The 14,058-nt window shown below is 39.2% G+C and carries 15 protein-coding genes and 2 pseudogenes; 5 read left to right on the top strand and 12 right to left on the bottom strand.

Going from position 1 to position 14,058, the window contains the following annotated elements; genetic code table 11:
- Positions 1-27: 27 nt before the first annotated feature.
- Positions 28-1,074: an NAD(P)-dependent alcohol dehydrogenase gene (locus MTN96_RS15710; protein WP_248532195.1), complete on the bottom strand. Its 1,047-nt coding sequence runs from the start codon at positions 1,072-1,074 to the stop codon at positions 28-30.
- Between the two features lie 120 nt (positions 1,075-1,194).
- Positions 1,195-1,527: pseudogene (locus tag MTN96_RS15705) on the bottom strand (DUF1499 domain-containing protein); the annotation flags it as partial.
- Between the two features lie 172 nt (positions 1,528-1,699).
- On the opposite strand from MTN96_RS15705, the gene MTN96_RS15700 reads away from it, so the two are divergent.
- Positions 1,700-1,921 (top strand): hypothetical protein, encoded by a 222-nt coding sequence (locus MTN96_RS15700; protein ID WP_248532194.1) that lies wholly within the window; start codon positions 1,700-1,702, stop codon positions 1,919-1,921.
- Here MTN96_RS15700 and MTN96_RS37140 read toward each other — a convergent pair.
- The 5 genes and pseudogenes from MTN96_RS37140 to MTN96_RS15670 form a co-directional block, all read right to left on the bottom strand.
- Positions 1,821-2,832, bottom strand: a pseudogene (locus tag MTN96_RS37140) (sensor histidine kinase). The gene MTN96_RS15700 and the pseudogene MTN96_RS37140 overlap by 101 nt on opposite strands.
- 77 nt (positions 2,833-2,909) lie before the next feature.
- Complete coding sequence (locus tag MTN96_RS15685; protein WP_248532191.1) at positions 2,910-3,206, bottom strand: hypothetical protein; 297 nt, start codon at positions 3,204-3,206, stop codon at positions 2,910-2,912.
- A gap of 425 nt (positions 3,207-3,631) precedes the next feature.
- The gene (locus MTN96_RS15680) at positions 3,632-4,327 is read right to left on the bottom strand and encodes a hypothetical protein (RefSeq protein ID WP_248532190.1); all 696 of its coding nucleotides are present in this window, start codon (positions 4,325-4,327) and stop codon (positions 3,632-3,634) included.
- Complete coding sequence (locus MTN96_RS15675) at positions 4,320-4,736, bottom strand: hypothetical protein (RefSeq protein WP_248532189.1); 417 nt, start codon at positions 4,734-4,736, stop codon at positions 4,320-4,322. The genes MTN96_RS15680 and MTN96_RS15675 overlap by 8 nt, the downstream gene beginning before the upstream one ends.
- 384 nt (positions 4,737-5,120) lie before the next feature.
- Entirely contained in the window at positions 5,121-5,507 is a 387-nt protein-coding gene (locus MTN96_RS15670) for a hypothetical protein (protein WP_248532188.1), read from the bottom strand.
- 904 nt (positions 5,508-6,411) lie between these two features.
- Between MTN96_RS15670 and MTN96_RS15665 the strand changes: the two genes are divergently transcribed.
- Positions 6,412-6,630 carry a GDCCVxC domain-containing (seleno)protein gene (locus MTN96_RS15665; RefSeq protein ID WP_096038705.1) on the top strand — a complete coding sequence of 73 codons (219 nt, stop codon included), beginning with the start codon at positions 6,412-6,414 and terminating at the stop codon, positions 6,628-6,630.
- A 50-nt stretch (positions 6,631-6,680) separates the two neighbouring features.
- Here the strand turns inward: MTN96_RS15665 and arsJ are convergent, their stop codons facing one another.
- From arsJ to MTN96_RS15640, 5 genes are read right to left on the bottom strand one after another with little or no spacing between them, the layout of a single operon-like run.
- Entirely contained in the window at positions 6,681-7,898 is a 1,218-nt protein-coding gene (gene arsJ, locus MTN96_RS15660) for an organoarsenical effux MFS transporter ArsJ (RefSeq protein ID WP_096038704.1), read from the bottom strand.
- Between the two features lie 9 nt (positions 7,899-7,907).
- The gene (locus MTN96_RS15655; protein WP_016898910.1) at positions 7,908-8,918 is read right to left on the bottom strand and encodes an ArsJ-associated glyceraldehyde-3-phosphate dehydrogenase; all 1,011 of its coding nucleotides are present in this window, start codon (positions 8,916-8,918) and stop codon (positions 7,908-7,910) included.
- Positions 8,919-8,920: 2 nt separating this feature from the next.
- Entirely contained in the window at positions 8,921-9,424 is a 504-nt protein-coding gene (locus tag MTN96_RS15650) for a cyclin-dependent kinase inhibitor 3 family protein (protein WP_016898911.1), read from the bottom strand.
- A 14-nt stretch (positions 9,425-9,438) separates the two neighbouring features.
- The gene (arsB, locus tag MTN96_RS15645) at positions 9,439-10,461 is read right to left on the bottom strand and encodes an ACR3 family arsenite efflux transporter (RefSeq protein WP_028835005.1); all 1,023 of its coding nucleotides are present in this window, start codon (positions 10,459-10,461) and stop codon (positions 9,439-9,441) included.
- 11 nt (positions 10,462-10,472) lie between these two features.
- On the bottom strand, positions 10,473-11,234 hold the full coding sequence (locus MTN96_RS15640) for a metalloregulator ArsR/SmtB family transcription factor (RefSeq protein WP_036983716.1): 762 nt from the start codon (positions 11,232-11,234) through the stop codon (positions 10,473-10,475).
- Between the two features lie 446 nt (positions 11,235-11,680).
- On the opposite strand from MTN96_RS15640, the gene MTN96_RS15635 reads away from it, so the two are divergent.
- From MTN96_RS15635 to MTN96_RS15625, 3 genes are all read left to right on the top strand, one after another.
- Entirely contained in the window at positions 11,681-12,634 is a 954-nt protein-coding gene (locus MTN96_RS15635; protein ID WP_248532187.1) for a DUF2971 domain-containing protein, read from the top strand.
- Between the two features lie 310 nt (positions 12,635-12,944).
- Entirely contained in the window at positions 12,945-13,247 is a 303-nt protein-coding gene (locus MTN96_RS15630; RefSeq protein ID WP_248532186.1) for a hypothetical protein, read from the top strand.
- 237 nt (positions 13,248-13,484) lie between these two features.
- Positions 13,485-13,907: a hypothetical protein gene (locus tag MTN96_RS15625; protein ID WP_248532185.1), complete on the top strand. Its 423-nt coding sequence runs from the start codon at positions 13,485-13,487 to the stop codon at positions 13,905-13,907.
- Positions 13,908-14,058 lie beyond the last annotated feature (151 nt).

Raw genomic sequence — 14,058 nt, 5'->3', positions numbered from 1 at the left:
TCTTTTTACATTTTACTCTTTAGCGTATTAAACGCTAATAGATGACATATCAATAACAAAACGGTATCGCACATCAGAGCGTTCCATACGCTCATAAGCGGTGTTAATTTCGTCTATGTTGATCATTTCACACTCTGGCAGTACGTTGTGTTCACCACAAAAATCAAGCATTTGCTGTGTTTCTGCAATGCCGCCAATTAACGAACCGGCTACACGACGACGCCCCATTAAAAGAGGAACTGTGTTTAGCTCATCTATTGGGCCTACTTGGCCAACAATAACCAAGGTACCATCAATATCAAGTAGTGGTGTGTAAATTGATAAGTCATGCTTTACAGGCACAGTATCAATAATGACATCAAACGCTGACTGCGCATTTTTCATTTCATCATCATTGTTTGATACTAAATAATGCTGTGCGCCGAGCTTAATTGCATCTTCTTTTTTAGACTCAGTACGACCAATAACAGTAACGGTTGCACCCATTGCTACTGCATTTTTAACCGCCATATGACCTAATCCACCAAGGCCTACCACAGCAACACGGCTACCTGTTTTTACACCCCATTTATGTAACGGTGAATAAGTAGTAATACCGGCGCAAAGTAACGGCGCCACGCGCGATAATTCTAAGTTTTCAGGCACTGATAATACAAACTCTTCGCGTACTACAACGTGTTTAGAGTAACCACCTTGAGTCATTTCGCCGTTAACTCTATCGGTCCCGCTGTAAGTACCGACCATGCCTTCACGACAAAATTGCTCTTGGTGATTATCACATTGGTCACAGCTTTGACACGAATCAACCATACACCCTACGGCAACGGTATCGCCTTGTTTGTATTTTTTTACATCACTACCGACTGATATTACTTTACCTACAATTTCGTGCCCAGGAACTAATGGGTAATTACTACCCCCCCAGTCGTTACGCACTGCGTGTAAGTCTGAATGGCACACACCACAATATAAAATTTCTATTGCTACATCGTTATTTCGTAAATCGCGGCGCTCAAAAGAAAACTCTGTAAGCAAAGAACCTTGACTTTTTGCTGCATATCCGACTGTTTTCATAATAACTCCATAGTTTATTAAAAATCATCAACAGTATGCATTGTCAGCTATGAACATAAGCTGATCATGTGCAACTGCAAATAGCCCTGCAAAACGCAAGGGCTGTTTATTAGTATTCAATTATTCCACAGCAACAGCATTTAACTCTTCAATCAGTGTTTTAATACGCTGAGCATTTTTACCTAAATGACTTTTACCAATGCGTGATTTATTGCGTATGTCGACCACACGCTTGCTGCCTTTATCGTTAATACGAACCACAACATCGTCTTTAAAGCCAAACCAGGTCGTAGTGCCTGTTGCTTCAACAATACCATTATTAACATCACTATTAACCAGTTCCCAGCCTAAGTTTTCCATGGCTTTAGTAATTGCTGCCACCAGCTCTGTTTTGGTTTAGTTGTACTCGAGCGGTTTTAGTTCTGGGTACGATTCACGTTGCTGCGCTGCGGTTTATGGTTATTGTTTTTTAAACAGCTTTATACTGTTAACACTCCAACTTAGATTACTATGACCGATAAGTATCTATAAAGTCATAATTTATTGCCCTTTTAAAGTAGATAACTTGACTCCTTGGTAAAAATCAACAAACTACGGGGGTAAAATTATCAGGGTATTATTATTTATGAAAACAGAGATTAGCTACCGGTTTGAGTCATCGCAAGTGGCAAACCGCTTTTTACACGAATTAAAAGATTGGCCAGTCAATACCGTAAAAACACGTCTTTTTAATGGCGGCGACAGCGTTAAAATAAGCTACGAATACGATGAAAGCGGGTTTGATTATACCGTTGCCGAACTTGATGATTTAGCCGAGCAACACGGCGGACAAGAAGTATCGAGTTAAGATACTTATACCTACGCTCAATAGCCACAACACACTTTGTAGCCATGCCTACATTGTAAACAATGGCCATTCTCATACCTGTGCCTTGGCCTACGGGTTTAGTGGTAAAGAAGGGATCGAACATTTGTTTAAGTGTATCAGCGTCCATTCCACAGCCGTTATCTGCGACTTCAATGTAAATATTATTTTCATTGGCAAACAGCTTAACCCTTATTTTTCCTTGATGATCGCGCAAATCGTCGCAGGCGTGTTTCGCATTAATTAATAAGTTTACAAACACTTGTTTCATAGATGAAATATTACACCGTGTTAGAGGTAACTTTTCAATGTGTAACTCTATAGCACACGTCCCTAGCTGGTTGTCGAGTAGTTTTAGTGTGCCATTGAGTGATTCTGTAATATCTGCCATTGCAGTTACGTTGTCTTTTAGGCTTGCAAAGTCGACAAGGTTACTAACAATATGAGCTATGCGCTCTAATCCCTCTTGGGTATCATCAACTAAGTCATCAATATCGTCCACAATAAAGCTTAAATCGTTCTCTTGATTGAGCTGAACTAAAATAGACTCCAACTGCGATAGTGAAATTGATTTATCTACAAATTGTTGAGCCGCCGTCATTAACGAAACCAGCACGGGCTTTATAAATTTTATACTTTCTACATTACTGGTTATGTAGCTAGCGGGTTATTTATTTCGTGGGCATCCCAGCTGAGAGTGTCCCTAGCGTGGCCATTTTTTCACTTTGCATTAAGCTTAATTGTTGGTTTTTGACCGTTTCAAGCTTTTCTTTTAGCTCTTGATTAACAATAAACAATGCCCGTGTTTTGTCTTCTAGTAGGGTTTCTAATTGATCTCTGGCTGATTTTTCGCGCAGGTACGCTTTTTTATAATTGTAGTCGTCTTCAGCCATGGGGAGTCTCATATTTTATTTCAATTAAACACGAATCAAACCCATCATGCATACACTGGCCATGATTAAGCTTAGCATCAACCCCATAATGAGCCGCAGCACCAAAAATAAGCCCTTCGGCGCACAAACCCGTCTTCAATAATTTGGGCATCAATTTCAGGTAAATTAGGCTCATGAAAAAGCTTAGCTACTTCAACATAAATTACTTTATCAATACCAATAATGAGATCAGCAAAACAATTAAAGTTAGCAACAATGCTTGGATGACGTGCCTTTAAGTGAGAAAATAAATACTCTCCAAAGGCCTTCAATACCTCTGGCATAAACATAGAAAGTGCAATTGCTACATCATTTGCATGGTCAACATTTAACACTAAGTAAAATTAACAAAGCGTGATCACATTCTGCTTTTTACTCTATTAGTGGCAACGCTATTGGCAGGATCGTCTGGCCAAAAATTCTTATTAATGTAAAACAGTATTATTAATTGACACCAATTTAATGCTTTATTTTTAACTATATAAACGATAAACGTATGAATTTGCTTTGACACTTTATTTTTTCGTGAAGATTGACGTCAGATTGATAAAATCAGGGGCTTGTTGACAACCTGGCCTGTGCCACTTAAATTGAGATTTATTAACTAAAGTCTCACCTTTAATTTAAGTAGGTTTAGATTTAGATTTAGGTAAATAGTTGAATGGATAAAAATTGATAAATTAAGGCTGTAAAAACCTTAATGTATCAATACAGAATTAATGGTTGGACGTAGACATTGCCATCATAATCGAGCGCCTTATTAGCCTTTTGTTGGATCATTCCAACCTTTCTCAGCACAAAGTGCGGAAAGCTCTTCTAACGATTCTGCGCCCGCCGCGTGAATTTCGCGATGAGGAGATTTATTTGCTACAACAATATTACTCAAATCTCTTGCTCTTCTTGGGTTATCGGCCTGCCGTTCGATATGATGCGCATCTGCATCAGGTTCTAATTGTTCTCCAGTCAGTTCACACGAAGTTATGTTTTCACTCTTAATTTTTTTTGCTTTCAAATTAGACTGCTCTTTTCTATTTTTTGACTCTTCGACTTCGCGATATTTTTCTAGTTCAGGTGCATCTCGGAAGGCAATAATACAAGCTTCCGAATCTCGAAGACGTTCCTTCTTTAGGGTATCTCTTGGCTCTTGAATCCGCTCAGATAACTCTTTGTTTACAGAAGATATAGAAGCCAGATTTTGATTGCCTAATTCTAATTTATCATCATCTTCCAGATTGTTGAAAAAACGATTAGCACCTTTTTTATCAGTCGCCAATAATTGAGGTAATGCATTTTTATTTATGTAAGCTCTACCATCACTGGTATAAGCACCGTTATCTGTAATAAGGCTTCTATTCTTTTCCGCTTCTGTATCACTTATATGCTTATTTTTTTCAGGAAAGATAATAGTTAGATCTTTAGCAGAATGTACGACTGGAAGATTTTTTTCATCACTCATCTTCATCTTCCTTCACATCAACCATTACCTCATATAGTTTCCTCAAAACATTGAAGGCCGTTGCATCCCCACCTTTATCAGGATGAACTAGTTGCGAAACTTCCTTGTACCACTTTCTGGCAATAGTAGTATCTTCGTAATGCTCATCTGTAATACCGATAGCTCTATTTCTTTGTTTTCCTTCTAGCTGTGATAAATAATAAATAAATTCAGCTTGCCTTGAAACAAATGGACCCTCTTTAAAACCTAACCACTTTGCTTTGAGAAACTCAACGATACTTAGTAGTTCTTCATCACTACTCGCTTCAGTTTTAAGCGGGAAGATAAGTTTTTGTATATCGTCTCTAAGATTTGATGTCTTCTTGTACTCTTGAATATCATCCAGAGAGCTTATTTCTGATATTTTCAATTGTTTCTCCAATGTGAAGTTAGACAGCTAACATTTTAGTATTTATGCGACACGCTGTTTGTGTTGCATAAGAGCTTGTTTGGCTGAGGCCCTACCTGCTCGATGTGTCAACGTTGGTGTTATTTATGCTGTGGGAATTTGCTTTTTAGGTTCTAGCTAAACCTGCTTACCTATTATAGTTTAAGCTTTCCCTGTATTGCTCAGCGTTAACTATGTACCTATTACACCTAAATCCAGCTCAATAAACAATTATATTTAGCCAATCCAAATGACTATATCTCGCTCTTTGCCAAAGTATGCCTGAGTATTCAAAGCGGACGATGGTAACACATTAAGCAGCGCGGCCAGCCTGCAAGCCGATGCTGACGTTAGAATAAAAACTCATCACTTTCGCCTAAATTTACCAGCCCGAGAATGCCATTTTGTTGAGTCTTTTACGCTTTCAAAGCGATGTTGCATGTTGTTATATCGGGTTCCGCCAGGCTCAATACTATCAGTGCTCGCGATTAGCATGCGGTTCAAGTTTTCTAGCTCGTAAAGTTCTAAATTGGGCAATCTTGAAGCCATATTTTTCTTAAAATTCTTGTGGGCCTTTATTTGGCTAACTAGAAACTTCTTTTCTTTCTTTTCGTATTCAATAATTTTTTCGTCTGCGATGTATTTTTCATGTGTTTCTCTTTCAGGAACCTGCTTCCTTTTTTTCTTAATTTTTTCTTTATTATTTTTCAATGATTTTTGAATGATTTTTGAATGACGTTGGAATACCCCCATTTTTGAGCTGCTCTTAGAGCTACATTCCAACTTTGGTCATTAGCTTTAAATTTAAGCGACAGAAGATGCTCTTTAGTCCATTTATCTGATTTTAGCATTTCCCATATGAACTGCTTATTTTCGAGTACTTTATTATCCATGCTCATTCTAGCTTCGGTTTCAAACCTAATGATAATTTAATATTAGTTCGCTCATCACATATACTCCTGCCAACGCCACGCTCACTTCTACATTAAATAGTTTTAGCAAATAACCCGAAGTATCACTATCTCTAAGTCTTCTAAAACTTTTGAGTAAAGTTAAATGGAACAATATACGGGCGTACCTCTTCTACTTGAATATATGCGCGAACGACACAGTTTGGAAATTAATTAACTCTTATATACAGCCAATCTCAATGATTGGTTTTCGCTCAAATAAGACCACGAAAAGTTGCTCATAAGGCTATCTAAGTTAACACTATAAAAAACAGAAGTATGTTTCCGATAACTACCTTTGAAGCCCTAGAAACGGAAGTTTGCTTCTGAAATATAGCAACATGGCTTAAAAACCGGAAGTTTATTTCCGTTTTGTACTTTAAGATTATAAGCCGGTGTCTAGTGAAAGCTGGAAGTCCAAACTCGTTTCTGCCCCAAAGTAAGTTAGCGGGTACCGTCTAGCAAACTATGGGAAGTCCAAGCTAATAGTTAGCGTTTGCATGGTAGGCAACTTAGAGCGAATAAGAGACAGTCAGAGTTATCTGGATATCTGGACTTAATTCTACAAAGCGGACGCTTAGCGAACCCGTTCATGCCCTAAAATTGAGTTTAGGCAATCTGCATTAATTGTATAATGATGTCTCTTTGATCACATGGATGGTATTTATGTCAGTATTAGATATGGTTAGGCCTGTTATGGAGCCAGTATGCAAGGCATAGAGTTAGAATCAAAGATAACCTGTCCAAAGTGCGGGTTTAGTAAAGTTGAGATTATGCCTACAAATGCTTGCCAGTGGTACTACGAATGCGAAAGCTGTAAAAAGTTGCTTAAACCATTAAAAGGTGATTGTTGCGTCTATTGCTCTTATGGGACAGTAAAGTGTCCTCCCATCCAAGAAGGGAACAGTTGTTGCTTTGGTAAATAATTCATTCCCCTGACTGCTAAGTGTCAGGGGAAAGCCTTAATGCAAACTGTTTACTTGTTACTTGCTGTGGCTGGTAACTTGGCAGAAATAAGTGCAGCTAAACTAATAAAGATAAATGAAATTGCTAAACAAGCAGCTAACCCGTATAGCTGGAAAACCCAGCCTGACAGCACTGTACCAATCAAACGCCCCATTGCATTTGCCATGTAGTAAAAGCCAACATCTAACGAAACGCCATCGGCATCAGCCATGCTAACAATCAGGTAACTGTGCAGAGATGAGTTAATGGCAAACAGTACGCCAAATACCATTAAGCCAGCAATGAGTGCCGTTTTAACTTCCCAGTTAAAGTGTAACGATAAAGCTATACCTAATGTCACTAATGCCAACAAGCTTGCCCATTTTACGGTTTCAGTGGCAGGAGAAACGCTAGCTTTGAAATTGATTAGCTTAGGTGTCATTGATTGGACAAAACCGTAACCAATCACCCAAAGCGCTAAGAAGCCACCTACTGTCCAATGATCCCATTCAAACACTTGTGACAAGAACACAGGTAGTGCAACCACAAACCAGACATCACGGGCACCAAACAAGAAGAGTCGTGCAGCCGATAAGATATTGATAGAGCGACTCTTTGAGAAGATGTCGGTAAACTTAGGTTTGTTCTTGGCTTTACCTAAGTCGTTTTTCAAAGCATAAAGGCTGTAACACCAAACAAGAGCCAAAACACCTGCCATTAACAACATTGCGCCTTTGAAGGAAAGTAAAGTTAACAGTAAGCCGCCTAAGAAAAAGCCAACGCCTTTCAGGGCATTCTTAGAGCCTGTTAATACCGCGACCCATTTAAACAAGGTGCCTTCTTGTCCTGCGGCAACCAACATCTTAATTGAGCTTTTTGCGCTCATTTTGTTTAAGTCTTTGGCAATGCCTGAAAGCGCTTGTGCAATCATCACATAGACAACGGTTAACCATTCAGCGGGAACGGCTAACATCAGCAAGGCGATTATTTGAATCGCCAAACCGATGTTCATGGTTTTATTTAGCCCTAAACGGGCACCTAAGAAGCCGCCAACTAAATTAGTGACAACACCAAAGATTTCATAAAACAAGAACAACATCGCAATGCTCAGCGGACTATAGCCTAACGCGTGGAAATGAAGCACTACCAACATGCGTAGTGCGCCATCGGTTAAGGTAAATGCCCAATAATTGCCTGTTACAACAAGGTATTGCTTAATATCGTCAGATAATGATGCCAAGCGCTTCATAGTGTTACATTACCCTTTAATTGATGATCCGACTTTACGAGCAAGTTCAGCCGTTCTATTAGCGTAACCCCACTCGTTGTCATACCATGTGTACAGCTTCACCTGAGTGCCATTAACGACCATTGTTGATAATGCATCGACAACGCTAGAACGTGGGTCGGTTTTATAATCGATAGACACAAGTGGCTTTTCTTCATAACCAAGAATGCCTTTTAATTCGCCCTCAGCCGCTTCTTTCATCCAAGCGTTAATTTCAGCTTCCGTTGTTGGACGCTCAACCTCAAATACACAATCAGTAATTGAAGCATTCGCAAGAGGCACACGTACCGCATGACCATTCAGCTTACCTTTCAACTCTGGGAAAATATGAGTAATCGCCGTTGCCGAACCTGTAGTGGTTGGGATTAAGCTCATGCCACAGGCACGCGCTCTACGTAAATCTTTATGCGGAGCATCTAGAATCGTTTGAGTGTTGGTAATGTCGTGGATAGTCGTCATTGAGCCATGTTTGATGCCGATTTTATCCAGTAACACTTTCACCACTGGTGCTAAGCAGTTTGTGGTGCAAGACGCTGCCGTTACGATTGAGTGCTGTTCAACATCATATAGATGGTCGTTAACCCCCATAACCACATTAAGTACACCTTCTTCTTTTACGGGTGCTGTTACAACGACTTTTTTTACTCCTTGGTCTAAGTAGGCTTGTAGCAACTCAGTTTTCTTCATCTTGCCTGACGCTTCAATGACCAAATCACATTCAGACCAATCCGTATCATTAATTGCTTTGTTTTGCGTTACACGAATGGCTTGACCATCAATTATCACGTTATTGTCATCATGGGTTACATCATGTGACCAAGTACCATGCACAGAATCGTACTTTAATAAATGTGCTAGCGTTTCTGCATTGCCAGCAGGATCGTTGATTTGCACAAACTCAATGTCTTGCCAACCAAAAGCAGCTCTAAGTGTTAAGCGACCCATGCGGCCAAAACCGTTAATACCAATTTTAATTGCCATTGTTAAGCTCCTACTATTTGAAACTCATTGAAAAAAGAAAGTTGTACTGGGTGTGAGAGCGCTTTAGGGCGCATTTTCTGCACTTGTTTAATAATGTCTGCCTTGTCGTAACCTAGTTCAAACATCAGTAGTCCAATGACTAAGCCTGTGCGACCAGAGCCGCCTTTACAATGCACGGCAATGGTGCCTTGATTGCGTAAGATAGATAGCATGTCATCAAGGTTTGATTTGAACGCTGCTGCAAAATCTTCATTTGGTGCATCGTCATCTAAAATAGGTAACTGAAACCATTTAATACCTTGTGCATCACACACTTGAGGAAGGTCTTCGGCTTCATTCTTGTTCATTTCTGCATCGTACATCAGCGTCACAATCGCTTGTGCTCCAGCATCTTTCAATTGTGTAACCGATGTTGTTAAATCAACGTCTTTTGTTCCGGGGCAAGGAGTAAAGATAAAGCTTGCGCCATTATCAAGTGTTAGTATGTCATATGGATGAGTGTGCATAAAAAGCCTCTTAATTATTCGTTAAACCAATGTTTTGTTCTGTTCACAATCGATACGAGAGACAACATAACTGGAACTTCAACCAGAACCCCAACCACGGTCGCCAATGCAGCGCCTGAATGTAAGCCGAAAAGGGAAATAGCTACTGCCACTGCCAATTCAAAGAAGTTAGATGTACCAATCAAACAAGAAGGTGCAGCAATGTTGTGCTTAAGCTTGAGTCTGACCGCGATAAAATAGGCAATAATGAAAATGCCATAGGTTTGCAGGATAAGCGGAATGGCGATTAGCAAGATATTAAGTGGTTGCTCAATAATGGTGTTAGCTTGAAAGCCAAACAGCAAAACGACTGTTGCCAGTAAACCGATAACAGAAAACGGTTTTAACTTCTCTAGCAAACTTGTGATAGCTGCTTCATCGCGACCTGAGCTGTTTAAGTGTTTTCTAGTCAGGATTCCCGCGATTAAAGGGAGCAATACATACAAAATCACCGAGATAAACAAGGTGCCCCAAGGTACATGAATGTCTGTTACACCAAGCAATAACCCCGCAATGGGAGCGAATGCAAAAATCATGATGATGTCGTTCACCGACACCTGAACTAAGGTATAGTTCGCATCACCTTTGGTTAATTGCGACCAGACAAACACCATTGCCGTACAAGGTGCAACCCCCAGTAAAATCATACCAGCGATGTATTCTTGCGCTGTTTCTGGTGATACAAAATCGGCAAATAAGCCTTCGAAGAACAACCAACCTAAAGCAGCCATTGAAAATGGTTTAATAAGCCAGTTGACCACCAAAGTTAATACCAAGCCTTGCGGATTCTTCCCTACTTCCTTAATGGTTGAAAAATCCACTTGCACCATCATTGGGTAGATCATTACCCAAATGAAAACAGCAACAACTACATTTACATGGGCAACTTCAAGCTTTGCAATAGCTTCAAAAAGAGGTGGGTAAACAATCCCCAGCGCCACACCAGCAGCAATTGATATCGCCACCCAAACAGATAAATAACGTTCAAAAATCCCCATAGTTACATTCCTTAATTACAGCAGCTTGCCACACGCGTAGGACGGTCACCCATCGAGTTTAATCTGGCTAGCTCTTGTTCGATAAAAATAGGCTCATTCACTACCGTTGAGGTGATGGTTTGCTTCATCCACGCTGGCAATGTTGGATTGATCGAATAAAACACCCATTGCTGATGCTTTCTGTCAGATAAAATGCCTGTTTTTCGAAGCTGTGCTAGGTGACGGGACACTTTGGGCTGGCTCTCTTCATCTAATGCAGTCATCAACTCACAGACACACGCTTCACCCTCAACCGCAATGATTAAAAGCGTTTTCAAGCGAATATCATCAGCCAGAGCTTTGTAAAAAGTAGTTGGCGTTATTGGCGCTGGCTTTTGCTTTTCTTGTATCAGCAAAAACATTTTAATCCGTTCATTTAGCTCTTGTAGCGTTTTTTCAAACGGGTTGGCATCTCTACGAGAACGAGGCTCAGGGAAATCCCAAGCAAGGCAGTTAGTACCATTGACTCGGCTATCACACTCTTTTGCCGCTTTATCACACAGGGTAATAACAAAATCGAAATGGATATTGCTAACTTCATCAAGGTGTTTTGAGTGTAATCCATCGGTAGGTAACCCAAAGTGCTCGATAGCTGACAAGGTACGACTATCAACACTATTTGGCTCAGTACCAGCACTATAAACCTCGTACTCACCTTTACCATGATGTTTTAGCAACGCCTCAGCCATGATAGACCTAGCTGAGTTTTCAGTGCATAAAAAGAGAACTTTCATGAAATGCTCCATAATAAATTTATTATATAATAAATTTATTATGTTGTGGTGACAACAGATATTTTCGAAAAAATGAGTTATGAGTAGTGTTAGTTAGAAGTATAACTGCTAGTACAATACCGCAGTTGGTCAATTGGAGAGCTAAGCCACTGACCTAAATGAATTAGGTAAAACGTCTGTTAATTAGTTTTTATTAGTTGAGCAAAGAATTAAACTGAACGACTCAAAGTGGCACTTTTACGAAGTTCGGCAGTGAGCGAAAACCGGTCATTGAGATTGGCTAAATATCGTCGTTAATTGATTGGTTCATTTAACTTTACCTAAAAAATTTAGAAAACTTAGTGATAGTAATACCTTAGGTTATTTGTTAAAACTATATAATGCAGAAATATGCGCGATTAGTATTGTGATAACATTATTTTTTTTCATCCTAAAAAAGGCAACTTTTGAAGCAGCTATTTAAATATATGAGCAAGCCCCGAAACTTTTTCGAAGAAGGGTTTGTTCGTCTTTCACAACCAAGTGCTCTAAATGATCCTTTTGAGGCTGCTTTTTGTCGAGAGAGTTTGGATGAATTGGCTAGCTATTTTGATGATTCTTCTTCTTGGGATCCGGAGTATGGTCAGTTGACATTTTCTCAATACGTCGACTTTAGAATTCACCATATTGGCGTTATAAGCTTTACCGAAAACAAAGAAAACCTTCTTATGTGGGCGCACTACGCAAATGAACATAAGGGAGTTGTGGCAGGTGTTGCACATTTCCCATCACATGGTTCAATTTTTGAAAACTTATTTAGAGCTGACTCTTTTATAAACTCTGCTTGGGGTGAAGAATGGTCGCAGTTTGATGGTGTACCGAAGCCTGTTTCTTATAGAAAAGGGTTGCGATACCGGAATGACAAGTTTGATTATGACTATTCAAATATATCAGCAGAAGGTGCTGATAGAATTCTTTATGAGGTGTTCTTACAAAAGAGTGATGAGTGGATTTATGAACAAGAACAACGTGTTGTCCTCAGACTAGAACAATCTGACAGAGTAATAATTCCCAATCTTGATACTGTTTGTAATGAACGTATAAAAAGCACAATAAAAGCTTCGTCATACTCAGTTATAAACCCTGAAAATAGTTCATGGACTGTAAATCTTTACGAAATTGCTGATAAAGTAGAGAGAATAACTGTGGCAATGGAATTGGCTAAACTTAGCCAGAATCCTCGAGTTATATATCAGATGAAATTGTCATCAAGCTCAATAAATAATTGTTTAATAGGTTTAAGTTCAGAAATAAAAAAAGCTGATGTGCAAGGTAGTTATGCGCTTTCAACAGGATACTTAGATATCTGGAAAGCCACAAAGAACATTAATTATTACAGTATTGAATTTAAACAAATTTAACTACGCGCCTTCGGCGCCGGACGTAGCAATGGAGTTCCTTCTTTCTTAATGGCGATTAATTTTAGTCTATCCAAGAACGGACATGGTGCTATTCCAGAAGAAGGTCTTCTTTTTTTCGCTAGGGGTCGCAACACGGTTTGGGAGTGGCTATAGGATAAATGATCTTGGTAGGAATATAGCTATACATGGCTTTGGGCTTAAAAATATCACATAACAATCTTTTGCTTTGGACGCGAAAAAATCCCGCGCCAAAGAATAGTGGCGTTATGTGCTGAATTAGCATCACAGGAAGGAAAAAGGAAGTTAATAAATGAATACAAACTTTACTAATCAAAATATAAGGGAAATTGAACAAAATGGATTCATTACCAACTGTGGTCCAAACCATTCACTCCATGTTGTCCATGACGACGTTGGTAAGTATTGTGATCATTTAAACTCTGTGGCTAATTATACAAACACAAATGATGAATATGAGTCAATTCATATGAATGAACCGTCTGGAGACTATACGGCAATCTACAAACCAGAATTTCATCATGCAGCGAAAAGTCATTTAGACCATTATGCAAATATCGCATCCCGAAACTCAGGTTTTAGCAGAGATTGGTGAAGGCACATAACAAGTGAATAATATCGTTCGTAAACTCACTGGGAGAAATACTCGCTGGCCTTCTGCCAAAGCACTCGCCCTATATTCAAAGCGTTACATGCCTAAAGCAAGGATCGCTTTAAAAACACTTAGAGTTAATTATAGGAACTCTTTTTTTAATTAAGTTTGGCTGTTGGAGTTATTTTACAGTCTCGTTAGGTAAACCGATCGTTTGGCTCATAATTAGAGGTTATAGTATTGAAAAGATTTGGAGATAATTCATCTATTAAAGTACAAATGCAAAAGTGGCTTAGTTCTGTACTCGATGAATATGAATTAAATCAAGAGGTGAGAAATAACGATAGATGTGAAATGAGTGCAAAAGGCATTTCACTATTAATGCGTTGTCAGACCAATGACATAAACGAACTTTGCTTAGTTATTGCAACTGTAAGGTTAGATTCTTCATTACAAAGCCAAGGTTGGTTTAAATCTTTTCTGAATTATTGTGTCGATATTAATCCGTGGGAAAAGTTGGCGATTGAAGACGTTGATAATTTGAGACTTCGAGAGTTTTGTAAAAATAGTGGATTTGAGCCAGTTAGCAACTTCTTTGCTACATCGTTTATCGTAAATCAAGATTTCATAAAAAAGCTTAATGTAAAAGTATTCGATTCGTAGTTCGGTATAAAATTCACCAAACAAGTGCCTAGGTTACGACAGTACGCTTATGGCAATTTTGCGAAGCTCGGCTGTGAGCGAAAAGCAGACATTGACCGTTAATCGTTTCAACGACGGCAATTAGCCATACGTTGCATGTTTGCTCCCTTAC

Source organism: Pseudoalteromonas sp. 2CM28B (assembly GCF_023161935.1).
The sequence above is the reverse complement of the archived record's forward strand: the minus strand, read 5'-3'. Positions and strand labels throughout refer to the sequence as shown.

Bases quoted from the DNA above. Each gene is read 5' to 3' on its own strand.
- MTN96_RS15710 (WP_248532195.1), bottom strand. From the start codon at position 1,074: ATGAAAACAGTCGGATATGCAGCAAAAAGTCAAGGTTCTTTGCTTACA.
- MTN96_RS15700 (WP_248532194.1), top strand. From the start codon at position 1,700: ATGAAAACAGAGATTAGCTACCGGTTTGAGTCATCGCAAGTGGCAAAC.
- MTN96_RS15680 (WP_248532190.1), bottom strand. From the start codon at position 4,327: ATGAGTGATGAAAAAAATCTTCCAGTCGTACATTCTGCTAAAGATCTA.
- MTN96_RS15670 (WP_248532188.1), bottom strand. From the start codon at position 5,507: ATGGGGGTATTCCAACGTCATTCAAAAATCATTCAAAAATCATTGAAA.
- MTN96_RS15665 (WP_096038705.1), top strand. From the start codon at position 6,412: ATGCAAGGCATAGAGTTAGAATCAAAGATAACCTGTCCAAAGTGCGGG.
- arsJ (WP_096038704.1), bottom strand. From the start codon at position 7,898: ATGAAGCGCTTGGCATCATTATCTGACGATATTAAGCAATACCTTGTT.
- MTN96_RS15655 (WP_016898910.1), bottom strand. From the start codon at position 8,918: ATGGCAATTAAAATTGGTATTAACGGTTTTGGCCGCATGGGTCGCTTA.
- MTN96_RS15650 (WP_016898911.1), bottom strand. From the start codon at position 9,424: ATGCACACTCATCCATATGACATACTAACACTTGATAATGGCGCAAGC.
- arsB (WP_028835005.1), bottom strand. From the start codon at position 10,461: ATGGGGATTTTTGAACGTTATTTATCTGTTTGGGTGGCGATATCAATT.
- MTN96_RS15640 (WP_036983716.1), bottom strand. From the start codon at position 11,234: ATGAAAGTTCTCTTTTTATGCACTGAAAACTCAGCTAGGTCTATCATG.
- MTN96_RS15630 (WP_248532186.1), top strand. From the start codon at position 12,945: ATGAATACAAACTTTACTAATCAAAATATAAGGGAAATTGAACAAAAT.